This window comes from Flavobacterium algoritolerans (assembly GCF_030010385.1).
Lineage (GTDB): Bacteria > Bacteroidota > Bacteroidia > Flavobacteriales > Flavobacteriaceae > Flavobacterium > Flavobacterium algoritolerans.
The window spans coordinates 1189807-1215289 of the sequence record NZ_JASCRZ010000001.1; the positions used below are offsets into that span (position 1 = coordinate 1189807).

Annotated in this window: 19 protein-coding genes; 9 read left to right on the forward strand and 10 right to left on the reverse strand. The window is 34.6% G+C overall.

Annotation, left to right across the window (positions count from 1 at the left end; all coding sequences use genetic code 11):
- Window positions 1–52 precede the first annotated feature (52 nt).
- Window positions 53–334, forward strand: coding sequence for a FoF1 ATP synthase subunit delta/epsilon (locus QLS65_RS05150; protein ID WP_099713839.1), 282 nt, complete (start codon window positions 53–55; stop codon window positions 332–334).
- A gap of 52 nt (window positions 335–386) precedes the next feature.
- Here QLS65_RS05150 and QLS65_RS05155 read toward each other — a convergent pair whose 3' ends face one another.
- The 5 genes from QLS65_RS05155 to QLS65_RS05175 all read right to left on the reverse strand — a co-directional run bounded on the left by QLS65_RS05155 (window position 387) and on the right by QLS65_RS05175 (window position 5208).
- Complete coding sequence (locus tag QLS65_RS05155; protein WP_282715630.1) at window positions 387–929, reverse strand: GNAT family N-acetyltransferase; 543 nt, start codon at window positions 927–929, stop codon at window positions 387–389.
- A 93-nt stretch (window positions 930–1022) separates the two neighbouring features.
- Window positions 1023–1490, reverse strand: coding sequence for a hypothetical protein (locus QLS65_RS05160; RefSeq protein ID WP_282713320.1), 468 nt, complete (start codon window positions 1488–1490; stop codon window positions 1023–1025).
- 183 nt (window positions 1491–1673) lie between these two features.
- Window positions 1674–3230, reverse strand: coding sequence for a vanadium-dependent haloperoxidase (locus QLS65_RS05165; protein ID WP_282715631.1), 1557 nt, complete (start codon window positions 3228–3230; stop codon window positions 1674–1676).
- Complete coding sequence (locus QLS65_RS05170) at window positions 3220–4143, reverse strand: hypothetical protein (RefSeq protein ID WP_282715633.1); 924 nt, start codon at window positions 4141–4143, stop codon at window positions 3220–3222. The genes QLS65_RS05165 and QLS65_RS05170 overlap by 11 nt, the downstream gene beginning before the upstream one ends.
- A 525-nt stretch (window positions 4144–4668) precedes the next feature.
- A complete protein-coding gene (locus QLS65_RS05175) occupies window positions 4669–5208 on the reverse strand; it encodes a hypothetical protein (protein WP_282715635.1) in 540 nt (179 codons plus the stop codon).
- A 295-nt stretch (window positions 5209–5503) separates the two neighbouring features.
- On the opposite strand from QLS65_RS05175, the gene QLS65_RS05180 reads away from it, so the two are divergent.
- The 5 genes from QLS65_RS05180 to QLS65_RS05200 all read left to right on the forward strand — a co-directional run bounded on the left by QLS65_RS05180 (window position 5504) and on the right by QLS65_RS05200 (window position 10380).
- Complete coding sequence (locus tag QLS65_RS05180; protein ID WP_282715637.1) at window positions 5504–6664, forward strand: aminotransferase class I/II-fold pyridoxal phosphate-dependent enzyme; 1161 nt, start codon at window positions 5504–5506, stop codon at window positions 6662–6664.
- A 28-nt stretch (window positions 6665–6692) separates the two neighbouring features.
- On the forward strand, window positions 6693–7091 hold the full coding sequence (locus QLS65_RS05185) for a GxxExxY protein (protein ID WP_282715639.1): 399 nt from the start codon (window positions 6693–6695) through the stop codon (window positions 7089–7091).
- Between the two features lie 36 nt (window positions 7092–7127).
- Complete coding sequence (gene bioD, locus QLS65_RS05190) at window positions 7128–7745, forward strand: dethiobiotin synthase (RefSeq protein WP_282715641.1); 618 nt, start codon at window positions 7128–7130, stop codon at window positions 7743–7745.
- Window positions 7746–7829: 84 nt separating this feature from the next.
- Window positions 7830–9101 (forward strand): adenosylmethionine--8-amino-7-oxononanoate transaminase, encoded by a 1272-nt coding sequence (bioA, locus tag QLS65_RS05195; RefSeq protein WP_282715643.1) that lies wholly within the window; start codon window positions 7830–7832, stop codon window positions 9099–9101.
- Between the two features lie 124 nt (window positions 9102–9225).
- Complete coding sequence (locus QLS65_RS05200) at window positions 9226–10380, forward strand: beta-ketoacyl synthase N-terminal-like domain-containing protein (RefSeq protein WP_282713328.1); 1155 nt, start codon at window positions 9226–9228, stop codon at window positions 10378–10380.
- 14 nt (window positions 10381–10394) lie between these two features.
- On the opposite strand, the gene QLS65_RS05205 is transcribed toward QLS65_RS05200, so the two are convergent.
- Window positions 10395–10874 carry a regulatory protein RecX gene (locus QLS65_RS05205; protein ID WP_282713329.1) on the reverse strand — a complete coding sequence of 160 codons (480 nt, stop codon included), beginning with the start codon at window positions 10872–10874 and terminating at the stop codon, window positions 10395–10397.
- Between the two features lie 338 nt (window positions 10875–11212).
- Here QLS65_RS05205 and QLS65_RS05210 point away from each other — a divergent pair, with 338 nt between their 5' ends.
- The 3 genes from QLS65_RS05210 (at window position 11213) to QLS65_RS05220 (ending at window position 21978) form a co-directional block, all read left to right on the forward strand.
- On the forward strand, window positions 11213–14806 hold the full coding sequence (locus QLS65_RS05210) for a T9SS sorting signal type C domain-containing protein (RefSeq protein WP_282715646.1): 3594 nt from the start codon (window positions 11213–11215) through the stop codon (window positions 14804–14806).
- Window positions 14807–14980: 174 nt separating this feature from the next.
- Window positions 14981–17890 carry a T9SS sorting signal type C domain-containing protein gene (locus tag QLS65_RS05215; RefSeq protein ID WP_282715648.1) on the forward strand — a complete coding sequence of 970 codons (2910 nt, stop codon included), beginning with the start codon at window positions 14981–14983 and terminating at the stop codon, window positions 17888–17890.
- A 230-nt stretch (window positions 17891–18120) separates the two neighbouring features.
- On the forward strand, window positions 18121–21978 hold the full coding sequence (locus QLS65_RS05220) for a T9SS sorting signal type C domain-containing protein (protein WP_282715650.1): 3858 nt from the start codon (window positions 18121–18123) through the stop codon (window positions 21976–21978).
- Between the two features lie 64 nt (window positions 21979–22042).
- Here the strand turns inward: QLS65_RS05220 and bioB are convergent, their stop codons facing one another.
- The 4 genes from bioB to QLS65_RS05240 all read right to left on the reverse strand — a co-directional run bounded on the left by bioB (window position 22043) and on the right by QLS65_RS05240 (window position 25347).
- Window positions 22043–23128 carry a biotin synthase BioB gene (gene bioB / locus QLS65_RS05225; RefSeq protein ID WP_282715652.1) on the reverse strand — a complete coding sequence of 362 codons (1086 nt, stop codon included), beginning with the start codon at window positions 23126–23128 and terminating at the stop codon, window positions 22043–22045.
- A gap of 65 nt (window positions 23129–23193) precedes the next feature.
- Complete coding sequence (locus QLS65_RS05230; RefSeq protein ID WP_282715654.1) at window positions 23194–23403, reverse strand: hypothetical protein; 210 nt, start codon at window positions 23401–23403, stop codon at window positions 23194–23196.
- 449 nt (window positions 23404–23852) lie between these two features.
- Window positions 23853–24302: a hypothetical protein gene (locus QLS65_RS05235; protein WP_282713334.1), complete on the reverse strand. Its 450-nt coding sequence runs from the start codon at window positions 24300–24302 to the stop codon at window positions 23853–23855.
- Window positions 24303–24417: 115 nt separating this feature from the next.
- Window positions 24418–25347: a bifunctional riboflavin kinase/FAD synthetase gene (locus tag QLS65_RS05240; RefSeq protein WP_282715656.1), complete on the reverse strand. Its 930-nt coding sequence runs from the start codon at window positions 25345–25347 to the stop codon at window positions 24418–24420.
- Window positions 25348–25483 lie beyond the last annotated feature (136 nt).

Below are 25483 nucleotides of genomic sequence, written 5' to 3' on the forward strand. Positions count from 1 at the left end.
GTTCACTCGTAACCTTAAACTTTAAACTTTTAAATTTTCAAACTACAAAAATATGTTATTAGAAATAGTATCACCAGAAGCAAAATTATTTTCAGCAGAAGTAACTTCGGTTACATTGCCAGGAGTTGATGGAAGCTTTCAGATTTTGAATAACCACGCGCCAATCGTTTCTATTTTAGGAAAAGGTGTCGTGAAAATTACAGCTTCTGATTTTGCTTTTGCAAAAGAAGTAGCAGGTAAATTCACGAAGTTAGATGCTCAAAATTATACACTGGCTATCAATTCAGGTACAATTGAAATGAAAGACAATAAAGTTATTATTTTAGCTGACTAAAGCAATCTTGATCATAAAAAATGAAAGCCTCACAAATATGTGAGGCTTTTTTTTATGTCCAATCCCAAAGTATAATATTCCAAACAATCCCATCTTCGTTATAAGTATCAATTATTTTGAATCCAATGGCTTCGTGTGCTTGCATAGAGCGAAGATTTATAGCGGCAACTTCAGTGATTAAGTAATCAAATTGATGTTGCAGTTCCTCTCTGTAAAAATGATAAAGTCCTCTGAATATTCCTTGTTTGCGATGGTTTTTATCTACACAAATTTGCCCCATTACAACGTAGGTTTTATCCTTGGGTACTAATTCATCAATTCTTTCAAACATGGGAATTAGAGCCTTGATTTCGTTCCTAAAGCCAGAAAGCATTACAAGTGCAAAACCTACTACTGCGTCATTGTCTTTGGCAATAATATGTGCGCAAGCAGAATTCATTTGTTCTAGCAAATCGACGGAATGTTGTACGGTAACAAATCCTTCTTGAAGTTTTTCTTCAGAACTTATATTCTGAGAGCTATTTTGTAATTGGAGTGTTCTAATTTGTTCCAATTCGTCTAGAGTTGACGCTCTTTTATAAAGTATAGGTTTCATTTGATTTTATTGATTACGGATTGATGATTGGTATTTACTATCTGTAATTATAAAATTAGAAAATCTTTGATTACACGAAATGGATTTAGATTTTTATTTTTCGCTTAATTTCAAATTCATTTCGGCATAATATTTTTCATTGTATTTTCCTGCAACCACAAGGGCTCCAGAAATTAAAATAAGATTTTTGATTATGTATTGTCCCGCCAAAGTAGGGCAATAAGGAAATGCATCAAAACAAATAGTTTTTAGAATAAAAACAGGAAAAAATGTAGCCGCCATATGCATTAATAATAGCGGAATAGTATAAGGAATAAGCCGTTTTATGAGTAAACCAAGACCTATAAGAACTTCGCAAATACCAAGAATTGGAATAAATATTTCGGGTTTAAACCAATAAACGGTTTGTTCTACTAATTCGCCGGCAGGACTCATTCCGAAAATTTTTAAAGTACCAAACCAAACGTATATTAATGCCAATGAAATTCGCATCATATTGATGCTGTGTTTTTCCATTTTTTTGCTTAAAATAAAATAAAAAGTATTGAATGTTTTTTTCATTAGTAAGGGTGTTTAATGGGTTGTTCTGGCTTTTTTTATAATCGATGCATTGTTCTGTTTCAAATTAGACCCATGAAAAATAAAAAAAGCCTAACAGGTTTCCAACGTCTGTTAGGCTGTAGTTGGGAAGATGAAATATTAAAACAAACCATTAAAACAAATTACCAACTTAATTATTTTAAGTTATTCGGCGCCATCAGTAAGTGCTCTTGCAACAGCAAAACCGCCTACTTTTTCGCCTAATTCAAGTCCTTTTTCACAATCGCTTCTGTAATGGATGCATCCAAACATTCTAGAATCCGAAGCTTCTTTTGCCATAGCCACAAAGCTTTGTTTTTTTACAGGAATTATGTGTGATAAAACTACACAGGCTGCACCGCTAAACGTTGAGTGTCCTGACACATAGGAAGGGAAATTAGGAGTGCCTGTCAATGTTTTTATAGATGGGTCAATTTGAGAAGGTCTCGGGTTGAAGTACGTGTATTTTGCATCCCAACAGCTGATAGCCGCATCCATCATGGCAATATTTAATAATGCCAGATTTCTTGCCCATCGTACTTCGCTATAATTTAGCTCTACAAATGACTCTGATGCAATTGCATTCCAGTGTCCTGGAGGTGTATAAGTTCCTACACCATCAGCCCAAAAAGTCACGATTTGCATGTTCTTTCTTGTGGCATTTTTTCCGTAGTTTTTTACTTCAGCTAATTCCTTTGCAAATTGTTCTGATTTTGTAGAAGGCGGAGGAATCGGACGGCTGGCAACAACCATTTCTGGAGTCATTAAGAATGATTTTACTTTTCCAAACAATGGTAACATTGGAGGTCTTGCAGGTACATCTAATGATTTCCAAGGAGTTTCTCCAGTGGCAGCAGTTTGAGTTTCCAGTTGTGTCCAAAGCGCTTGATTACCAATAGCTGCTCCAGTTCCATCAGAAGCCGCTCTGGCGATAAATTTGCCTGCAATTTTTCTGCCTAAAATAATTCCTGCATCAACATCACTTCGAACATTGGCACCACTAATAATGCGATATAATTTTTGTTCCTCTGCTTTTTCTTGTATGTAAGCGATTTCTGTTGGGAACAATAATTTTAATAATTCAACCGTAACTCCAGCTAAAACAGCATCTTCAGATGGATATGAAGGTAAGGTGCTTTTTGGGATTAAAACCGGTAAAGTTGCATCAACCGTAAAAGGTGCAGCTCTATTATACAGTTTTTTATAATGCCAAGTAGCAATCATTGCATCGTATTGCGCGGCACTCACGTAAGCATAGGCTCTTGCTGCGTATGGAGGATTTGAAAAAGGAAATTCAGGATTTGCAAATGGATTTGCTCCAGATGGTGCAGGATACGTTCCGTCTTCATTTTGATATGGTGGACGATTGTGTCTTGCAACTAAAGTTCGCATGATTTCATTCCAACGTAAAACACCTCCGGCACTCCAGTATTTTATTATTTTTTTCTGTTCTGGCGTTATGCTTGCCTGGTAACTTTTTATTTCATTGATTTCCCTTGTAAATGCGGCTGCGGTACTTGCGATTGGTGCATCCAAAGAGAATTCATCCGGTGTAGTCAATAGGAATGTTTTCCAAGTTCCTGCTAATTCGTCTGTATTAGCCGGATTTAATTGAGGGAATTGTTCGTTGCGTTCTGTTAACTCATCACTACAAGAATAGTTCATCGTAAGAAACAAAACCAAAAGACTGTTATAGGCTATTTTTTGTATTTTATTTTTCATTTTCTTGAGTTGTTTTTTTTAAATTAAGGATATAAAATAAACCGCCATAAAAGGTATTCGATTGTCCAACATTTCTGCCTTCTGTAACAAAATTGCATCCTCCAATAATAGATAATGCCGGTATTTTCTTGAGTGTATATTTAGTATTCACGCCTACTTTTAATGCATTCATAGTATTGCTTGGAAAAGGCATATTGTTTGTTGTAATGTCAAATCCTCCAGATTGTGTAACCCAGTTGTCTACCACTGCCTCGGCTATTAATCTGTTTGAGCGATAGCCTATTCTGAAGTTTACAGAAATTGCGTCGGGCATATCAACTTCATTGGTGTAATGTATTTCGTTTGTGTAATAGGAATTTCTGTCAATGGTTATGTTGGCTCTTTTTACATACGCTCCAGAAACAGTGCTAAAAAAGTGACCTCTTTGATAATCACCCATCAATCGTAAAGAAGCAGTTTTGCTTCTTAGTCCAAGACTTAATGGCAAATAATCAGCTGAATAATTAGAAACTGGAGCCGAAAGCCCTCCTAAAGCATATAAAGAGTAGGTTGCTTTTCCAATTGTTTTTTCAAAAGGCATGTATTTTATGGTTAACGATAGGTCCTGCAGCCCTTTTTGACCTTCCATTGTTCCAGCAGAAGCCTTTGTCTCTACGTACGGAAGGCTGAAAATAATATTCAATTTGTCAGAAACGCCATAGTTTCCCATTAAGGCAACTGATTTTGTAGAAACGGTACCAAGATTAAGATTTTCTCTTTTAAAGGTTCCTTCCCAATACTGGTCCCAGCTGCTATATTGGTATACAGCTCCAAAACAAAAGTTGTTTTTGCTCATCATAATACCGTCAATCTCTGTTTGAGCATTCATAAATAAAGGTGCCAACAGCAGGCAACTCAGATAAAATTTTTTCATTAAAAAATGGTTTTGGTTAGTAGTTTAATATTTAAAATAATTGATTTTTTAAAATGGTTAATGATATAAAACAGGCCAACAACGGCTTCTTTCTAAAAAGAAGTTTGGTATTAAAAACAGATAAGTTAGTGGATAGGTAGTGTCACTGTAAGTAAGATTTACTTTGGCTTTGGCCAAAAAATCTCATTGAATTTACAAGGCAAAAAGAATAGATTGAAGGTTGCATTTGAAATAAAGAACTCTTTTAAAAATCCATTTTTTGAATTTGTAAATTAATTTAAATCATGATTCTGAAAGCTAGTTGTACAAAACATACCAGAATAGAAATACAAAATAGGCCTTTGAATTCATTCGCAAAAAGCGAATTCGGGAAAATACAAAAGATTATTTTGTATTTATAACAGGCATAATTTCTAATAAAAGGGTGTAATAAATGTACAGATTTAGCTAAAAAGCAATCGTGAATTATCTTGACTTTACAAATGCCAGATAAAAGCGAATGATTCCACTAAAATGAAAGAAGATTTAAACGAAATCGGGTGGTGAATACGATACGAAAATGTATCCGGAATCTAAGGCCTGGTTTGGCATAATGATAGGTTCACTTGAAAGTACGGCTGTTTTTGGAGAAAAATCTACGCAAACAGCAGTATTTGCTACATAATCTTTTAGGAAAGATTTTAGTAGTTTTTTTACTGGAGACTCTTTTGATGAGGATCCGTTGAATAATTGATTGTCAACAATGTCTTTTAAATCCTGACTTATTGCATCTTGATGTGAATTGCGTAGGTAATACAGACTTAGTATGTTGTTTTGAATTCTTTTCTTGAAAATATGATAACTTTTATTGTTGATAACCACATCTTCATTTACATACTCAAAATCAGTGTCTTCGATAAAGGAGTATAAAGTGGCGTTCAATTTGATTACTTGAAACTCTGAATCATGTTTTTTCTCCATAGAAGACACCCACGCTTGCTCCTCTTGATAAGCAAACATCAGATAGTATCCCATCACGTTGTAGAACAACGTTACTATTAGAAAAAGTGATGCAATTCGTTTCATATTTGCCGAAAGTAGAAAACTATTTCATAGGTTAACATCTTCGATATTAATTTTAAGTTTTTTTTAACATAATTTTATGAAAGTTATAAACCGAAACCGTTTTCGAAAAAATTTATGTATTTTTTTTTCATTGCTATTTTTCAATTGTTAATTTTTAACGAATTATATTTTTATCATTTATGAAATGGGATTCTAAATTAGAATTTATATTTCAAATCTCATTAATTTGAAGAAATCAGCAAACAAAAATGATACAAAATCCATAAACCAAAAAAGATGCTTATTTTTGCTGACTATGAAACATTTTCCAGAAAATTTATCCGCTAAACTTGAAATTAGAAAGCAGAATAATGCTTTGCGAAAATTACCTTTGTCAAGTAAAAAGATTGATTTTTCTTCCAATGATTACTTGGGTTTTTCTCAGTCAGAAATTATTTTTAAGGAGACGCATCAGCATTTAATTACTAATAACATCATTCAAAACGGAGCAACCGGTTCTCGTTTATTATCTGGAAACCATAAACTGTATCAGGAAACAGAAGACTTTATTGCAAAGTTTCACAAATCTGAATCGGCTTTGATTTTTAATTCGGGCTATGATGCCAATGTTGGTTTTTTTAGTGCTGTTCCGCAAAAAAACGACTTGATTTTATACGATGAATTGTGTCATGCTTCTATTCGGGACGGAATTCAACTGTCTAATGCCAAAGCCTATAAATTCAATCACAATGATTTTGAAGATTTAGAAAAATTGATTTTACGGAATCCAAACACCAATATTTATATCGTCACCGAATCTGTTTTTTCTATGGATGGAGATTGTCCAAATCTAGAAGAATTAGTTCAACTTTCGGATAAATATCACTGTTATCTTGTTGTTGATGAAGCGCATGCTTTGGGAGTTTTTGGTATAGAAGGAGAAGGATTCGTGCAAATGTTAGGTTTGCAAAATCATGTTTTTGCCCGCATTATGACTTTCGGAAAAGGGTTGGGTTGTCATGGAGCGGCGATTTTAGGTTCGACTGAATTGAGGGATTATTTAGTAAATTTTGCCCGAAGTTTTATTTATACAACAGGGCTTTCACCCCATTCTGTTGCTACGATTTTGGTTGCATACCAACATTTAAAACAGGATTCGACTTCAATTTTAAAATTAAGAGAAAATATTGTTTTTTTTAATCAGGAAAAAAATATGTTGGGATTAAAGCCGCTTTTTGTCCGAAGCAAATCGGCGATACAATCCGCTATCATTCCAGGAAATGAAAAAGTAAAAGCAATCGCCAACCAACTGCAGGAAAAAGGATTTGATGTGAAAGCAATACTTTCGCCAACTGTTCCCGAAGGGCAGGAACGCTTGCGTTTTTGTTTACACAGTTATAATTCGACGGAAGAAATCTCTGAAGTATTGCGTTTGTTGAGTACTTTTGTTTTTTTAGCCACAGATGCCACAGATTAAACGGATTTTAATTTTTAAATACTAAATAATGACTGAAATTTTACACAAAGAATTATCGGAATCTATTTTAAAAGTTTTTTATGACGTTTACAATGAATTGGGTTATGGTTTTCTTGAAAAAGTGTATCAAAATGCAATGTATTTGGAATTAAAATCACAAGGTTTTAAAGTTGAACCTCAAAAGCAAATTAAAGTATATTATAAGAATGAACTTGTTGGTGATTTTTTTGCTGATTTACTAATCAATGATCTTATCATTTTAGAATTAAAGGCTTGTGATAGTTTAGTGAAGGCACATTATGTTCAGACTTTAAATTATTTAAAAGCTACAAATATTGAAATAGGTTTGTTGTTAAACTTTGGAGAAAAACCAGAAATTAAAAGACTAATTTTCACAAACAACAGAAAAAATTTAAAATCTATATAAATCCGTTTAATCCGTGTCATCTGTGGCCAAATATATATGAAACTATTTATAACAGGAATTGGAACTGATGTTGGTAAAACCATCTCGTCAGCTATTATTACAGAAGCTTTACAGGCAGATTATTGGAAACCCATCCAAGCTGGCGATTTAGAAAATTCCGACAGTCATAAAATCAAATGTTTTTTATCTAATGAAAAGACGGTAATTCATCCGAACAGTTATGCTTTGAACACGCCTGCAAGTCCGCATCTCGCTGCTGAATTGGACGGAATTGTTATTGATTTAAAGAAAATTACTGAGCCCAAAACAGAAAATCATTTGGTTGTTGAAGGTGCTGGAGGTGTTTTTGTTCCGTTGAATTCAAATGATTGTGTTATTGATTTGATTCAAAATGAATATAAAGTGATTGTGGTTTCCCGACATTACTTGGGAAGTATCAATCATACGTTATTGACGATTGAAGCCTTGCAAAACAGAAAAATCGCAGTCGTGGGAATAGTTTTTTCTGGTGACGAAAATAAAGCAACCGAATCGATTATTTTATCTAAAACGGGAGTAAAATGCATTGGAAGAATTGAGCAAGAACCGTATTTTGATAAAAATGTAATAAAAGAATACGCTGATTTGTTTCGCGAAAAGCTATTGAGTTTATAAAATTAAGAATCAAGAAGAAAGAATCAAGACTTGTTTTTTAGGTTTTTCTCGCTTCTTGTAGCTTGCTTATTTTATCTTTGCAAAATGAATTTAACAGAAAGAGACCGCCAATATCTTTGGCATCCGTATACCCAGCATAAAACCGCAGCGTTACCAATTGCCATTAAAAAAGGGAAAGGCGCATTGCTTTGGGATGAAAATGAGAAGGAATATATTGATGCAATCGCTTCGTGGTGGGTCAATCCTTATGGACATTCGAACACCTTTATTGCCGATGCGATTTACAAACAACTCACTACATTAGAGCATGTTTTGTTTGGTGGATTTACACACGAACCCGCTATTTTGGTAGCCGAGAAGTTGATGGAAATCTTACCAAAAAACCAACAGAAAATATTCTTTTCGGATAATGGATCTACAGCAGTTGAAGTGGCAATTAAAGTGGCGCTACAGTATTTTTTCAATAAAGGAGAAAAGAGAACTACGATAATCGCTTTCGAAAATGCTTTTCACGGCGATACTTTTGCAGCCATGGCAGCGAGCGGAATTTCATTTTATACACAAGCTTTTCAAGGAATGTTTATTGATGTGGTGCGGATTCCGGTTCCGGTTAAAGGACGGGAGCAAGAAAGTTATGATGCGTTACAATCCGTTATAAAAAACAACAATTGTGCGGGTTTTATTTTTGAGCCATTGGTTCAAGGAGCCGCAGGAATGGTGATGTACGAGCCGGAATCGTTAGATATATTGATGCGAATTTGTCAGGAGAATAATGTGCTAACCATTGCTGACGAGGTGATGACCGGCTTTGGAAAAACAGGAAAAACTTTTGCAACGGATTATTTGGTTGAGAAACCAGATATGATGTGTCTGTCCAAAGCGTTGACAGGAGGAACTATTCCCATGGCGATTACGACTTTTACTCAGGATTTATTCGATGCTTTTTATGATGACGATATCAATAAAGCACTGTTTCATGGACACACATTTACAGCAAATCCTACAGGCTGTGCGGCGGCTTTGGCCAGTTTAGAATTGTTGCGAACCAATGAAATGCAAGCGAATATAATTCGTGTTAATCAAAATCATTTGGATTTTCAGGAGCGAATTAAAAATCACCCAAAAGTTGTTACAACACGAGTGCTGGGAGTCATTTTTGCATTAGAAATAAAAACCGAAAGTTCAGCCAGTTATTATGGAACATTGCGTAATAAACTCTATGATTTTTTTATCGAAAATGGAGTAATTCTGCGTCCTGTTGGTAATATTGTCTACATTTTACCTCCCTACATTATTACCGATGAACAATTAGAAAAAGTATATCAAGTGGTCGAAAATGCTTTAGAAATAGTTTAATTATTAAGCCACAGATTAAAAAAATCAGTTTTTATCTGTGAGAATTCGTGCCATCGTGTGCTATTTTTTCACTGATAGAATGTAGAATGTAAATAACTTTGCGACCTTTGCCAAAAAAAATATCTTGTCAACAATAATCTCCATAACAGCCATAGCTTCCATTTCGCCTTTAGGAAATACTCCTGAGGCTATTTGGGAAAATTATCTTAATGAAAATCATTGTTTTACGGAACATATTTTAGACCATAAAAAAACCTTTGTAGCGACTTTAGACGCTAATTCAGAGCAAGTTGTTGGCGCTTTGCGAGAATCAGATAACAAATATAAATCCTTAGATAAATCGGTTTTGTATGCCATGGCGGCTTCGCGAAAAGCAATGCAAAATGCGGGTTGGACACAAAAAGATATTTTTGGGATTAATATTGGTTCGTCTCGTGGTGCAACAGATCTATTCGAAAAGCACTATCAAGATTATTTACAAACTGGAAAAGCACAAACTCTAGCTTCTCCAACGACCACTTTGGGAAATATTTCCTCTTGGGTTGCTCATGATTTACAAAGTTCTGGCCCGGAAATATCTCATTCCATTACGTGTTCCACTGCTTTGCATGCATTATTAAATGGAGTGGCTTGGCTTCGAGCAGGAATGGCTGATAAATTTCTGGTTGGCGGCAGTGAAGCGCCATTGACTGATTTTACGATTGCCCAAATGCGGGCGTTGAAAATTTATTCGAATAGTACAGAAACATACCCGAATCGTGCGCTTGATTTAGAAAAGAAACAAAGCACCATGATTCTTGGCGAAGGTGCCGGCGTGTGTTGTCTCGAAATAGGGAAAAAAGAAAATGCCTTGGCTTATATAGAAGGAATTGGTTATGCTACGGAAATTCTAGAACATAATATTTCTATTTCGGCGGAAGCAACTTGTTTCCAAAAATCAATGAAAATGGCATTGGAAAACACTGATTTATCCGAAGTTGATGTTATTGTGATGCATGCTCCGGGAACTATAAAAGGCGATTTGACGGAGTATAAAGCGATAGAAACAGTTTTTGGCGAAAGCCTTCCTTTATTGACTACCAATAAATGGAAAATTGGTCACACTTTTGGTGCATCGGGGATATTGAGTATGGAACTCGCTATTTTGATGATGCAAAACAACAGATTTATCGGAGTTCCTTTTGCGGAAGCGCAATTACAAACAAAACCGATTAAAAAAGTACTGATTAATGCCGTTGGTTTTGGTGGAAATGCGGTGAGTGTTCTTTTAAATTTGTAATTTTTTGTGCTTATTTATAGTTTTTGTAAATTTTCTAATTCTTTTGCTTTTTCGAAAATCAAATTGCTTTCGAATCCTCTGCGCAGTAAATAGTCACAGAATTTTTTTCGTTTTTTTAATAGATTCGTTTCTTTTATGGATTCCCAATTTCTGTCGGCAAGGGTATGAAAAGTGGATAAATATTCCTCAGTAGAGATTTCTTTGAGGGCAATATTTATGAGAGTTTGTGTTATTTTTTTTGCTTTTAATTCATTGACAATCCTAATTTTTCCCCAATGTTTGATACGGTGCTTTCCTCTAGCAAAACTCTGTGCAAAACGTTCTTCATTAAGAAAATTATCACTTATAAGATGAACCATAATCGTGTCAATTTCATCAGCGTCCATTTTCATGCTCCTTAGTTTTTGAGCGACTTCTTCATGACAGCGTTCTTGATAGGCGCAATAATGCTCTATTTTATGGATGGCCTCTTTTATGGAATAAACTGGATTCATTAGTGGGATTTGTGGTTTTAGTAATTAAGCTAAATTAATTATTAATGGTGGTTATTACGCATTAAAAATATAATTTAGATCAAGAGTATTGCAGTTAAACTCATAAGAGTTTGTCTCTGTGGGTATTGAAAATGAAAAGGTTTCGTTTTTGATATTTTTCTTTCTTTACAAACACAAACACGTATTACGTCGATTATTTTAACAGATGGTCGGTAAAATTTCATTTGATTTAAAAAAGTAACTGATATTGTACAAATTGATTTTTTCTATAAAAATACACACTGTAACATGGTTCTTTAATGCCGTATTAAAACAATTGAATTTACAAATAATACCACATGAATAAAACTTTATATGCACTAAATAAAAGAACACTTTTTTTTCTTTTTTTTCTGGTAATGTCTACAATTTCTTTCGGGCAAACTACTCTTTTTCAATTTAATTTTGAAGGGTCAGTAAATCCAAATATAAATAATACCATAGGTACCCCTACAATCGGACAGTTCGGTGTTGACAATGCGCAGCTTGCCAATGATAATACTTGTGGAAGTGGAAATTCATTTTCGCTGTCTGCCAATCAATGGAATAGAGATGATTTCTATCAGTTTACAGTAAATGCCACTGGGTATGAAAATTTAGTTTTTTCTTTTTGCAACAGAGCAAGTAATAATAATATCAATGATTTTAGAGTTTATTCCAGTTCTGATCAAGGCGTAACACTTACTGCTATAACACCTAGTTTCAATCCTGATATCAATAGTAGTACAAGGACATCTGATGTTTTACCTGTATCTGCAAATAACAATCCAGACGTTCGTATCTACATATACAAAACAAATAATCCCAGTGGCAACGGTAATGGTGCTAATAGCGCTGCTAATAGAACTTTATATTTAGATAATGTAACATTAAGAGGCTGCCCAACTACAGCGGGGACTTTATCAGGGAATCAATATGTCTGTACTTATAATCCTAATCGAACAGTAACTTTTACATCTACCATTTCAGGAGGGACATGGTCTAGTAGTAATGCTGGTATAGCAACAGTAAATGCAACAACAGGAGTAGTAACAGGGGTAGGAGCAGGAACTGCGACAATAACATATACAATTAGTGGTACAGGGTGTACAACAAGAACAGCTAATAGAGTTGTTTATGTTGCTAATGGTCCTGGAGGAGCCGTTACGGCAATAAGTGGATCTAATTCACAATGTCAAAATACTGCGGCTACTTACACAATAACTTCTGATCCAGCTAATTTTAATCATACTTGGAGTTATTCTGGTGCTGGTGTAACATTTGTTACTAGTGCTGATGGACGTTCAGCTACAGCAACATTTGCTGTAAACGCAACCTCAGGGAGAATAACAGTAAATTCAACTAATGCATGTGGGTTAGGTTATGGCAATGGTTTAGATATAACTGTTGCTCCTTCAAGCAATGGAGGTTCTATTCCATCAAGTTCAAGTGGTTGTCCAAATAGTTATATAACTTATTTAAATTTAACAGGTTATGTAGGGAGCCCAATACGTTGGGAATCTTCAAATGATAACTTTGTTAGTAATATAGTTTCTATTGAAAACACGAATAACGGTATAAATGTCAGCAATTTAACTCAAACCACTTATTATAGAGCAGTAGTGCAAAATTTACCTTGCACAAATATTGCTTATTCTAATACTTCTACAATAACTATAAATAATAGTATTGGTGGTACAGTATCATCAGGTCAAACTATATGTTACGGAAATCAACCAGTTAATATAGTTTTGAGTGGTAATACTGGTTCTGTTGTAAGGTGGGAAAAGGCTACTAATATTGGTTTTACCGTAGGTTTAGTTACTATTTCTAATACGAGTACTACCTTGACTGGTGCAGAAATTGGTAACTTAACAACTAACACTTATTTTAGAGCGGTAGTTCAAAACGGTAGTTGTACAGAAGTAAATTCTGCGTCTGTGTTGATAAGCGTGACTACTCCTCCGGATAAACCAATTCAAGGAACAATTGTTCACCCTGATTGTGTTTCGGCTACGGGAAGCGTTACTTTGAATAGTTTACCCTCAGCAGGAGCATGGGCCTTAATTAGAAGCGGTACCTCATCGGCAACAATTACGGGAACTGGTGGTTCAACTACAATTTCAGGATTGGCTCCAGGAACGTATACATTTACAGTTTCAAATGGCACTTGCACATCTTTAGCTTCAGATAATGTGGTGATAAACCCTGTCGTTACTAATACATGGAATGGAACGGTTTGGTCTACAGGATTACTTCCAACTAACTCACAAAAAATTGTTTTTGCAGGAAATTTTAATCAGGATGTGAATTTAGTAGGTTGTTCTTGTATAGTTACAGGAAGTACAGTTGTTACCATCAGATCAAATCGAACACTGACCATTACGAACGAAGTGGAAGTAGTAGGTGGAGGAATTTTGACTTTTGAGAACAGGGCCAGCTTGGTACAAATTAATGATGCCGCTGTCAATGCGGGAAATATTAATTACAAAAGACTCACAAATACTGGAGTACGCAATACTGATTATACGTATTGGTCTTCACCGGTATCACCATTAAATTTAGGAGGTACTGGAGGAATTTCGTACAATCCTTCTAGTCTTGTGGGTAGTATATTTTATTCTTACGAAGTTACTGCAGGCTCTGAAGATTGGAAAAGTGAGTCGGCTACAAGTCCAATGATTGTGGGTAAAGGGTATACTATTAGAGGTCCTGGACCAATATCAGTGAGTCCCTTGACTCCGTTGGAAGCGACATTTACTGGTAAACCTAATAACGGACGCTATCCTATCATAGGAATATATCCTTTTAAATCATATCTTTTAGGGAATCCATATCCCTCGGCATTAGATGCAGATAAATTTTTGACTGATAACGCAGGTGTCATAGATGGAACACTTTATTTTTGGACGCACAGTACAAAAATTGGAATTGGAGTTGTTAATCCCGGAACAGGTCTTTATGCTTATTCTGGAGATGATTATGCTTCCTATAACTTAACTGGGGGTGTTGGAACTGTTGCAGATAACGATCCTGATAAGGCACCGGGTAATCCTAACAAACCAATTGGGAAGATAGGTGCAGGACAAGGTTTTTTTGCTACAAGTAATGCAACGATTATAGGTACAAATGAAATTGTATTTAATAATAGTATGAGAGTTGGCGTTGGAGGAATTACAGGAAATAACTCTCAGTTTTTCAAGACAAATAACACTAAATCAAAGACGACAATTGCTATCGAGAAAAACAGAGTGTGGCTGAATTTAACTAATACACAAGGGGCCTTCAAGCAATTGTTAGTAGGGTATATTACCGGAGCTACTAATGATTATGATAACGGTTACGATGGTGAAACTTTTGATGGAAATGAATTTATAGATTTTTACAGCGTAAATCAAAATAAAAAATTTGTGATTCAAGGTAGGGCATTACCATTTGAAGTAAATGATGAAGTTTTACTGGGATATAGATCTGTCGCAATAGGGGATTTTAGTATTGGTATTGATGAGGTAGACGGAATCATGCAGTCTCAAAACGTCTATATTGAAGATAAGTTGTTGAATGTAGTGCATGATTTAAAATCCTCATCGTATGATTTTACAACACAAGAAGGAACGTTTAACGATCGTTTTGTTTTGCGTTATACAGATAAAACTTTAGGGACAGGAGATTTTGAAGCAGTAGATGATAAAGTTGTAATTTCTGTTAAAAACAAACAAATAAAAATTGATTCTTCAAATGAAATAATTGATAAGGTTTTAATTTTTGACCTAATTGGAAAACAACTTTATAAAAAGATAAACGTTGAGAATAATCTGCATATACTCTCCGATTTGTCTTCAAGCGAACAAGTTTTAATTGTGAAAATTATATTGCAAAGTGGTCAAACTGTTTCTAAAAAAATTACATTTTAATAATTTGTTACAGCTTGTATTTTTTAAGGTTTTGTAAAACAGCTTTTTAACGAATATAAGTGCGTGTCGACGACTTTATTGTGTGAAGTGGATTTGTTTTTTTTAATTTGAATTTAATGAAGGTTTTTTTCTTTTAGAAGACCACATCTTTAAAATTAAATTTAATAAAAAAGCATGATCAAAAAATTACTCTTGACTAAATTTAATGTTTTTATTTTGTTGTTATTTATTTTTTCTGGAGAAATGTCTGCACAATGTGCCATAACATCAACAACCAGTGCTAGTTCTTTAACATGTGATACTTCTCCTTTAAACGCTTGTGATGGTGTTTTATACATAGGGGATGGAGTTACAGTTATGACTTTAACAATTAATACTGGTTTTAATCTTACTTGTTTAGGCGCAATTAATTTTGTGATTAGGAATAAAGCTAAAATAGAGTTTGGAAATGGAGCTAATGATAGACTGACACTAGCAGCTGGATCATCCATTACTGTTGAATCTGGTGGGGATATTAGTGGTGGTAATCAATGTACTGCATCTGATAGAATTTATATAGGAACAGATTTAGTTTCAACATGTAGCGGAGGCGCAAGTGCAGACTTTACTTTTACTCAATTAGTGACTCAAGGTGGGTACAGTCCAATTAGCGTTTCATCTGATAAGTCATCAGTTTGCGGTTCGGGGAATTTTACCCTCACAGCTACATCAGACCCAGCGATTGGAGCTACTTACGAGTGGTTTAACACTGCAAATGGAGGATCGGCTATTCATACTGGAAGTTTTTATAATACAGGTGTACTATCATCTACTCAAAATTTTTATGTACAGGCAAAATATGCTTCCTATACTACTATTAGAAAGCTAATTACTGCTACAGTTATTCCAAATTTGCCAGCTTCAGTGAGTATTTCCGCATCGGCTACTTCAATATGTGCTGGAACTCCTATAACTTTTACGGCATTGCCAATTAATGGTGGCGCTGCGCCAACATACCAATGGTATAATGGGCTGATAGCAATAAATGGAGCCACATCAGTTACCTATACAGCTAATACATTAGCAAATAATGATGCTATAAAAGTAATAATGACTTCGAATGCTACTCCTTGTCTTACAAGTAGTCCAGCAACATCAAATGGAGTTACTGTCACTGTTAGTTCTATTCCTACAATACCTCTTCTAAGTAGCACCGCAATACCGTTAGATTGTACAAGCATAGCTGGAACTTTTACAATAACTAATTACAATGCATCTCATACTTATGCTGTAAGTCCGTCGACTGGAGTTACAATTTCTGGGAACACAGTAACTGGGCCTGCGGGAAGTTATACGCTAACGGCCACATTGGGAACTTGCATCTCTGCATCATCATCTAGTGTAACCATTAGCAATCCGATTACATCAACTTGGAATGGGACCTCTTGGTCTAACGGTATTCCTATTGGAGATTCAAATATAGTTTTTACCGGATCATATCCTCCAGCTATAGATCCAGCTGTAGATTTATCAGGCTGTTCTTGTCAAATAATTGGAAGCCGTACAGTAACAATAAAATCTGGGCGTACTTTAACAGTAGTTAATGGGATAAATGTTCCTGTAGGTGCATCATTGATATTTGAAAATAAAGCTAGTTTAGTGCAGACTAATAATGATGGATTAAACTCAGGAAGTATAATTTATAAACGTCTGACTACACCTATTAAAAAATTTGATTATACCTATTGGTCATCACCAGTTTCACCACAAACTTTGTATAATGTGTCTCCAAGCACACTCTCAGACAAGTTTTTTTCTTTTGATTCTGCAGTAGAAGATTGGAAACAAGAAAGTTCGTCAACAGTAATGTCAAAAGGAAAAGGTTATATTATACGAGCTCCTGAGAATAATGATCCTACACCACCTCCGCCAGGTTTGCTAGAAGCAACTTTTATTGGTGCTCCAAATAATGGAACAGTTTCTATTACCACTGTAATTAATGATAAGTCCTATTTAATAGGAAACCCGTATCCCTCTGCTCTGGATGCTAATAAATTTTTAATAGATAATAGCTCGGTTTTAGATGGTACCCTTTATTTTTGGACACATAATACAAGTATTCAATTAGCATCAGGCATAGCTAATGGATCTGCAGGATCTGGGGTTTATGCTTATACTTCAGATGATTATGCTACTTATAATCTTACCGGAGGAGCAGCGACATCAGCTACTACTTTAGGACTTGATCCAGTTGTTCCAACTGGTAAAATTGCTGCTGGACAAGCGTTTTTTGCCACTACTAAACCTACTATTCCAGCAAATAGTTCAATAATATTTAATAATACCATGCGTGTTTCCGGTGGTGTTTCCGGTATAAACAATGCGCAATTCTTCAGGACTGCTAAAAGCTCAAAAACGACGGATGCAATTGAGAAACACCGTGTTTGGCTTAATTTAACTAATTCAGAAGGTGCTTTCAAACAAATGCTAGTTGGGTATGTTACTGATGCAACTAACGATTATGATGATGCTTTTGATGGAGAAAGTTTTGATGGAAATCAGTTTGTTGATTTTTATAGTGTCAATGATGATAAAAACCTAACCATACAGGGTAGAGCTTTGCCATTTGATAAAAATGATGAGGTACTATTAGGGTATAGTTCTACAATTGCAGGGACTTTCTCAATAAGTATTGATCAGGTAGATGGAATACTAGTCTCAGAAGATGTTTTTATCGAAGATAAAATGACTAATAGCTTTAAAAATCTAAAAGAAGGAGCTTATAGTTTTTCAACAGGAGCAGGTGCTTTCAATGATCGTTTTGTGTTGCGTTTTACAGAAAAAACGTTAGGAACAGACAATGTTGGTGAATTTGATAATTCAGTTTTAATTTCTAAAGATAAAAATGAATTAAAAATAAAATCTGAACTTGAAAGTATAAAACGAATTACAGTTTTTGATTTACTTGGAAGAAAAATATTTGATAAAGAAGCTGTAAATAGTAATGAATTCCGTACTTCAAATATTACTTTGAATAAACAATTAGTGATAGTCAAAGTACTATTAAACAATGGAAATGTGATCTCTAAAAAAGTCATTTATTAGTAACGCTAGAATAATTTAACAACAGTATAAAAAAATCCCATTCTATTTGTTTAGAATGGGATTTTTTATAGAATTAAAAGTAAGAATATTTCTTTATTTTGGGTAAATATCACTAAATGTGGGTATTGTACAAATTAATCATTGTCTTTACATTTATAGATGTTATTAATCAAAGTTGAAATTATGAGTCGTATCAAAATTCATAATAGCGGCCTAAATCCAATCTAAATTTGAAAACAATATTAGTTTACTTTGCTATAGTATTTGGTCTTTTGTTTCAAAATAAGGCATATTCTCAACAAGGAAAATCAGATGCAACATTTAATGTTTATGATGATGGTTTGCAAGGGGATGGTTTTGATAATACAGTCAGAACGGTCTCTTTACAAACAGATGGTAAATTGATTGTAGGAGGTGACTATTTGAATTTTAATGGTGTAATAACTCCGTATTTATGTCGGTTATTTCAAGATGGGTCTAAGGATACTTCCTTTAATCTGGGCACAAGTTTTAATGGTAAAGTGTATTGTTCCTTAATTCAACCTGATGGCAAGATAATTTTAGGAGGTTCATTCACAGTCTTTAATGGAATAAGTGCGAACCGATTAATTAGATTGAATAGTGATGGCTCTATTGATACTACATTCAATACTATGGTAGCTGCAAGTAGTGGAATAGTGTATGGGCTAGCTTTACAAACTGATGCGAGCGTGGTTGCTGTAGGTAGCTTTACTAAATACAATGGAATCACAGCTAATCGAGTAGCCCGAATTTTGTCTGACGGGGCTTTAGATACTAGTTTTGTAACTGGATCTGGTGCTAATGGAGTAGTGGAAGAAGTTCAAATTCAGCCTGATGGGAAGATAGTTTTAGCGGGTTCATTTGATACTTTCAACGGAATTAGTAAAAATAAAATAATCAGATTGAATTTAGATGGGAGTCCTGATATTTCTTTTGTGATTGGCTCGGGTTTTAATGCTGGCGTGTCAGCTCTTGTCTTACAACCTGACGGGAAAATCATAGCAGGCGGAGATTTTATAACCTATAACGGAATTACAGCAAATAAAATAGTTCGTCTGAATTTAGATGGTTCTATTGATGTTAGTTTTTTATCTGGACTGGGATTTAGTAATGGTGTCGTTGAGGTTGTTAAATTAAATTCAGCTGGAGCAATTATGGTTGGAGGTTCTTTTACGGGTACTTATAAAGGAATAGATGTGAATCGGTTAACATGTTTGAGCTCTAATGGAATTTTAGATCCAATATTTGATATTGGAGCAGGTCCATTCTCGGCCTCAGTTCTGGATGTTGTTATTGCAGCCGACGAATCTTGGTATGTTGGAGGTTCTTTCTCCATTTTTGATTCACAAAATCAAGGGCGATTGGCTAAAGTTGATCCCGTCGGAGCTCTGGATATTGGGTATCTTACTGCTGGAGTAGGTTTTGATAATTCAGTTTTGAAAGTACTTTCCTTATCAGATAATAAAACAATGGTATTTGGTAGTTTTACGAAATTCAACGGAACTATTTGTAACAGAGTTTCACGTTTGTCTGAAGACGGTACAATTGATTCTTCATTTAATACATCTGGTGCTGGTGCAAATAATACCATCAGAAGTGCAATTATACAAACGGATAATAAAATAGTTTTAGTAGGTGCTTTTACTGCTTACAATGGAGTGCTGGCAAATAGAATAACCAGAATTCTTCCAGATGGGCTTTTAGATCCCACTTTTATCACGGGATTAGGTTCAAATAATCAAATCTATGCGCTCGCATTGCAACCAGATGGAAAAATAATTATTGCTGGAAATTTTACAAGTTATAATGGGGTTTTGGTGAATAGAATTGCTCGCTTACTGCCCAATGGAATTCTTGATCTCACTTTCAATACAGGTTTGGGTGCTGACGCTATAGTAGAAGCGGTTTTGTTACAACCGGATGGAAAAATAGTTTTAGGAGGACGTTTTGCTACTTTTAATGGAGGTTCTCATAATAGGATAATTCGTTTGAATACTGATGGAAGTATTGATTCTGGTTTTTCTATTGGTCTTGGTTTTGATAAGAATGTATATGCGATGGCATTACTGTCAGATAATAAATTGATTGTTGGCGGAACATTTTTAAACTATGGAGGTGCTTCCGCAAAAAGAATCCTGAGGTTGAATAGCAACGGTAGTCTGGATACCACTTTTGCATCAGGAGCAGGTTTTAGTAATGGAGAGATTAGAACTATTTTGGTCCAGCCGGATGACCGGGTTTTACTTGGCGGAACTTTCTCGGGCACTTATAATGGAATTGCTGTAAAACGAATGCTGAGATTGCTTTCTTCGGGAGTTTATGATACTACTTTTTCCGTAAACTTAAACGGTACGCTGTTTAGCACTTGCTTTACGCCAAATAATAAAGTAATTATTGGAGGAAGTTTCAATTCTGTTTCTGGAATAACAAAGCATCGTGTAGCCCGAATTAAACTGTGTACAAATAGTTCTGTATGGAACGGGATTGCATGGAGTAATGGGCTGCCATCAGTTGAAAGAACATTAATTTTCAATGGTAATTACAGCTCACTTGCTTCCGTAAATTCCTGTTCTTGTTCAATTAGTTTGGGAAATACGGTTACTGTTCCAGACGGAAATACTCTGGGATTAGTTTTTGATTATTCGGGTTTAGGCACGTTGATTTTAGAAAACAATGCGGCACTTTATCAATCCGAGGATCAGGTCGGCAATACAGGGATTATCCGGCTAAAAAGAAAAACGACACCAATCCTTAAAACAGATTATACGTATTGGTCTTCTCCGGTTTTAAATCAAAAATTGATTGATGTATCTCCTAATACCCCTTTGGACAAGTTTTATTCTTTTGATGCTTCATTAGATTCATGGTTCAATGAGCTTTCAACAACTGCAATGACGGTTGGTAAAGGATATATTATTCGTGGTCCGGAATTTTTTTCAAGTACGGCTACGGCATATCATGAAGCAGTGTTTTTAGGTGTTCCTAACAATGGATTGGTGTCAATTCCCATTGGTGCTACAGATACGTCGAATCTTATTGGAAACCCATATCCGTCAGCGATTGATGCTAATTTATTTATAAATGCAAATAATGGAATTTTAGAGGGTACCATTTACTTTTGGACGCATAATACTGCGATTAATAATAATGTATATACTTCGGATGATTATGCAGTTTATAATTCATTGGGAGGTGTTAGTACGAGTGCGTCTTTGAGTTCAGGTGTTAATAGTACAAAGCCTGATGGTAAAATTGCTTCTGCTCAAGCTTTTTTTGTCACTGCTATCAATGGTGGCGGAATTGTAAAATTCAATAATAGTATGCGAATGATTGGGCAGAATTCAAGTTTTTTTAAATTAAATACGACCAAAAAAGCAAAAACAAATGAGATAGAGAGACATCGCATTTGGTTGGATTTATATAATAGTGAAGGCGCTTTCAAACAAATGTTACTGGGTTATGCAACCGGGGCGACTGATGATTTTGATAATTCTTTTGATGGTGAAAGTTTTAATGGCAATGAATATTTAGACTTTTACAGTATTATTCAAGATAAGAATTTGGCAATTCAAGGCAGGGCTTTGCCATTTGAAGAAACTGACGAAGTTAAATTAGGGTTTACTACTACGATAGCGGGTGCTTTTACGATTAAAATCGATCAAGCGGATGAATTATTAGCACGCCAAAATGTTTTTGTTGAGGATAAATTCAACAACAATATTGTTAATTTAAAGAATGAAAATCTAACTTTTAATACTGCTGTGGGAATTTTTAATGATCGTTTTGTCTTGCGTTTTACCGATAAGACTTTGGCTTTGAATGAACTTGAAAAAGATAAAGAATCAGTTTTAGTGTTCAATGAAAACAAACAATTACAGGTGAATTCTACTAAAGAGTTCATCGATGAAATTTCAATATATGATTTGGCTGGAAGAAAAATATATCAAAGGAATAATATAAATGATATTGATTTCTCGTTACTTAATTTGGTGTCGAATCATCAGGCATTAGTGATAAATATAGTTTTACAAAATGGTCATTCAGTTGTGAGAAAGGTAGTTTATTAAAATATTGGCATAAAAAAACCATCTGTTCAAAACAGATGGTTTTTGTGTTAATTTTAATCGATATTTATTTTTCTTTACCGGATGCTTCAAGATTTCTCTCAATAGTATGCCCTGGTCTTGACCATTTTGGTTTTTCTCCCAATGGTGCAAATTGAGAATCTTCAGCTTCAACGGTTTGTGGCTGAGAAACTTTTGTAAATGGTTTTTGTGGATTTAAACCTAACATTTCAAACATTTTCATGTCTTCATTTACATCAGGATTTGGTGTAGTAAGTAATTTATCTCCTGCAAAAATAGAATTGGCACCAGCAAAGAAACACATGGCTTGACCTTCGCGGCTCATATTCATTCTTCCGGCTGATAAACGTACTTGAGTTTCAGGCATGATAATTCTCGTAGTGGCTACCATTCGAATCATTTCCCATATTTCTACCGGTTTTTCTTCTTCCATCGGAGTTCCTTCAACAGCTACTAATGCATTTATTGGCACAGATTCAGGTTGTGGGTTTAATGTAGAAAGAGCTACTAGCATTCCTGCTCTGTCTTCTATGCTTTCCCCCATTCCGATAATTCCTCCGCTACAAACAGTAACATTCGTTTTACGAACATTCTCTATGGTTTGCAAACGGTCTTCAAATCCGCGTGTTGAAATTACTTCTTTATAATATTCTTCGGAAGTGTCTAAATTGTGATTGTAGGCATATAAACCTGCTTCTGCCAATCGGTGCGCTTGGTTTTCGGTAATCATTCCAAGGGTACAACACACTTCCATGTCTAGTTTATTTATGGTACGAACCATTTCAAGCACTTGGTCAAATTCAGGGCCGTCTTTTACGTTTCTCCAAGCTGCTCCCATACATACACGTGAAGATCCGCTAGATTTTGCGCGTAAAGCTTGCGCTTTCACTTGGCTAACTGACATTAAATCATTGCCTTCAATTTCAGTATGGTATCTTGCGGCTTGTGGACAATAGCCACAATCCTCAGGACATCCACCCGTTTTTATGGATAATAATGTTGAAACCTGAACCACATTAGGGTCGTGGTGTTCTCTATGTGTAGAAGCTGCTTCAAAAAGCAAATCCATCATAGGTTTATTATATATTGCGATAATTTCTTCTTTCGTCCAATTGTGTTTTGTAATACTCATCGATGCGATTTTTTGATGCACCAAAAGTAGTTAAATTGTTCTAAAGAAGCAACGCAATAGCTAAGTTAATCAGTTATCTGACGGTTGTTCCAATATAGCATTAGCAACATGGTGACAATTACCGAAGAGGCGATTCCTTCAAAAGGTAAGCAAATCAAATCAGTATTTACCGAAGGGTTTCCACCAAATAAAAAGTCATTGGTAAGGATTTTGTATAGGTATCTCCTCCATTCGTTTGGCTCTAAGTCACTAATCCTTTGATGCTTAAAAGACACCTATCAATGAGGTACTTACTGCTGATTAGCATTGCTAACAAAGTTTTTTTCTTACATTGATGTTTATTTTAATCGTTCTGCTAACACCGTAAAAAATGAATAACACATTCAAAAGGGAAAAATAAAATAAATCAGCATAGACGAATGTATTCATGAGCTAAAAAAACACCCCAATTCCAAAGAAAATAATTCCCCCGTTTAATAACTCTTTTGGTAGTTTCATAGGATTCGTTTTTAAAAATTAAAAAACAAACTTCATTATGCAATAGAATAGAGATGTGAAGTGAAAAGAGTGTTCTTTTTTGAAATCTATTGCTATATAATGGTGTTATTTATCGTTTTTCGATAAATACTTTTGGTGTGTTTTCAGTCGAATGTTTGTTCTGTATTCTTTTATTACAGCTCTGAATTATTTCTTCTTGAAAAGCCTAAAAGTAAAATAGATTTAATCAATTTTGGTGTTTGTCTGAAGCGTAACGGGTGTCCCAATACAGCATTAGCATGAATGTAACAATTACGGCCGATACGATTCCTTCAAATAACAAGGAAATAGAATAGGTCATCACCGATGGATTTCCGCCAAATAAAAAGGTTTTTGACAATGAGCTTACATAAGCATCGCCTCCTTTTGAAAAGCTGTAAATTATCAGTCCAATGATGCTTAAAAATATTCCTGTAAGTGAAGTGATTAATGCCGAAACAGCATTGGAAACCAATATCGTTTTGCCTTCGGCAAAATTTGATTGTAAGGTTCTTTGAGTTCCGTAAAATACAAACAGCACGTTAATCAGACGTAAATAATATAAATCAGCAAGACCTAAAGCCTCCATTAATAAGAAATAAAGTCCAATTCCAATGAAAATAATAAATCCGTTCAATAATTCTTTCGGTAGTTTCATATGGCCAGTTTTAAAATTTAAAAAATTACACCTTTATGATAAACAGTATATTACAATCAAATTTACAGAAAAAATAGCAATATTTTATGAAAATATAAAAGATTTTTATTCAGAATTAAAATTTATTTAAGAATGTGAGTGCCGTTTTTTTGTCTTTCTCAAGTTGTTCTTTCAGGAGGTCAACAGATTCAAATTTTTGTTCTGAACGAATCCTATGCAGTATTGAAACGCTGATTTTTTGATTGTATAAATCAGCATTAAAATCAAAATAATGAATTTCAATAGACTGTTTTTGCCCGTCAACAGTAGGATTAAATCCAATGTTCATCATTCCAAAAACGATTTGTCCATCAATTATGCTTTTTACAATATATACTCCGTTTTGCGGAATCAGTTTGTAATTTTCTTCGATTTTTAAGTTAGCAGTAGGAAAACCGATTGTTCTTCCTAATTGTTTTCCTTGGATAATACTTCCGGTTAGAAAGTAATTGTATCCTAAATATTCATTGGCCAAAGCCATATCTCCTTCTAATAGGGCATTTCTGATTTTTGTAGAGCTTACCGAAATGTCATTGATTTCCTGAACTGATATTTGTTCTACTTCAAAACCGTATTCTTTTCCATAGTCGATTAGATCATCAATGTTAGCCGTTCTATTTCTTCCAAATCGATGGTCGTGACCAATAACTATTTTTTGGATATGAAATCGATCAACAAGAATGTTACTCACAAATTCTTCGGCGGTTAGTCTCGAAAAAGCTTCGTCAAAAGGATGGATAACAAGGTTTTCAATACCAATCTTTTCTAGCAAATCTATTTTTTCGTCTATGGTATTGAGTAGTTTTATGTCAGAATGCTCTTGTAAGACCATTCTGGGATGAGGAAAAAAAGTAAGAACTAAGCTTTCGTATTTTTGATTTTCAGTGTTTTGGGTTAATTTTTTCAGGATTTTTTTATGCCCAATGTGTACTCCGTCAAAAGTGCCTAAGGTTAGAATCGTTTTTTTTGTGGAGCTGAAATCGTTTATAGAATGGAAAATCTTCAAAGCAAGTGTTTTATAATAGTGCAAATTTAAGGTATCTATTTTAAAAGTAGCAGTATGGCCAATTGATTTTCAACGGAATTTCAAGAAAAAATTTAAAAAAGGGATTTTAAAATAAAAAATGGTTAAATTTTCTAGT

Bases quoted from the DNA above. Each gene is read 5' to 3' on its own strand.
- QLS65_RS05160 (WP_282713320.1), bottom strand. From the start codon at position 1,490: ATGAAAAAAACATTCAATACTTTTTATTTTATTTTAAGCAAAAAAATG.
- QLS65_RS05210 (WP_282715646.1), top strand. From the start codon at position 11,213: ATGAATAAAACTTTATATGCACTAAATAAAAGAACACTTTTTTTTCTT.
- QLS65_RS05150 (WP_099713839.1), top strand. From the start codon at position 53: ATGTTATTAGAAATAGTATCACCAGAAGCAAAATTATTTTCAGCAGAA.
- QLS65_RS05180 (WP_282715637.1), top strand. From the start codon at position 5,504: ATGAAACATTTTCCAGAAAATTTATCCGCTAAACTTGAAATTAGAAAG.
- QLS65_RS05155 (WP_282715630.1), bottom strand. From the start codon at position 929: ATGAAACCTATACTTTATAAAAGAGCGTCAACTCTAGACGAATTGGAA.
- QLS65_RS05185 (WP_282715639.1), top strand. From the start codon at position 6,693: ATGACTGAAATTTTACACAAAGAATTATCGGAATCTATTTTAAAAGTT.
- bioB (WP_282715652.1), bottom strand. From the start codon at position 23,128: ATGAGTATTACAAAACACAATTGGACGAAAGAAGAAATTATCGCAATA.
- QLS65_RS05205 (WP_282713329.1), bottom strand. From the start codon at position 10,874: ATGAATCCAGTTTATTCCATAAAAGAGGCCATCCATAAAATAGAGCAT.
- QLS65_RS05170 (WP_282715633.1), bottom strand. From the start codon at position 4,143: ATGAAAAAATTTTATCTGAGTTGCCTGCTGTTGGCACCTTTATTTATG.
- QLS65_RS05215 (WP_282715648.1), top strand. From the start codon at position 14,981: ATGATCAAAAAATTACTCTTGACTAAATTTAATGTTTTTATTTTGTTG.
- QLS65_RS05235 (WP_282713334.1), bottom strand. From the start codon at position 24,302: ATGAAACTACCGAAAGAATTATTGAACGGATTTATTATTTTCATTGGA.
- QLS65_RS05175 (WP_282715635.1), bottom strand. From the start codon at position 5,208: ATGAAACGAATTGCATCACTTTTTCTAATAGTAACGTTGTTCTACAAC.
- bioD (WP_282715641.1), top strand. From the start codon at position 7,128: ATGAAACTATTTATAACAGGAATTGGAACTGATGTTGGTAAAACCATC.
- QLS65_RS05165 (WP_282715631.1), bottom strand. From the start codon at position 3,230: ATGAAAAATAAAATACAAAAAATAGCCTATAACAGTCTTTTGGTTTTG.
- bioA (WP_282715643.1), top strand. From the start codon at position 7,830: ATGAATTTAACAGAAAGAGACCGCCAATATCTTTGGCATCCGTATACC.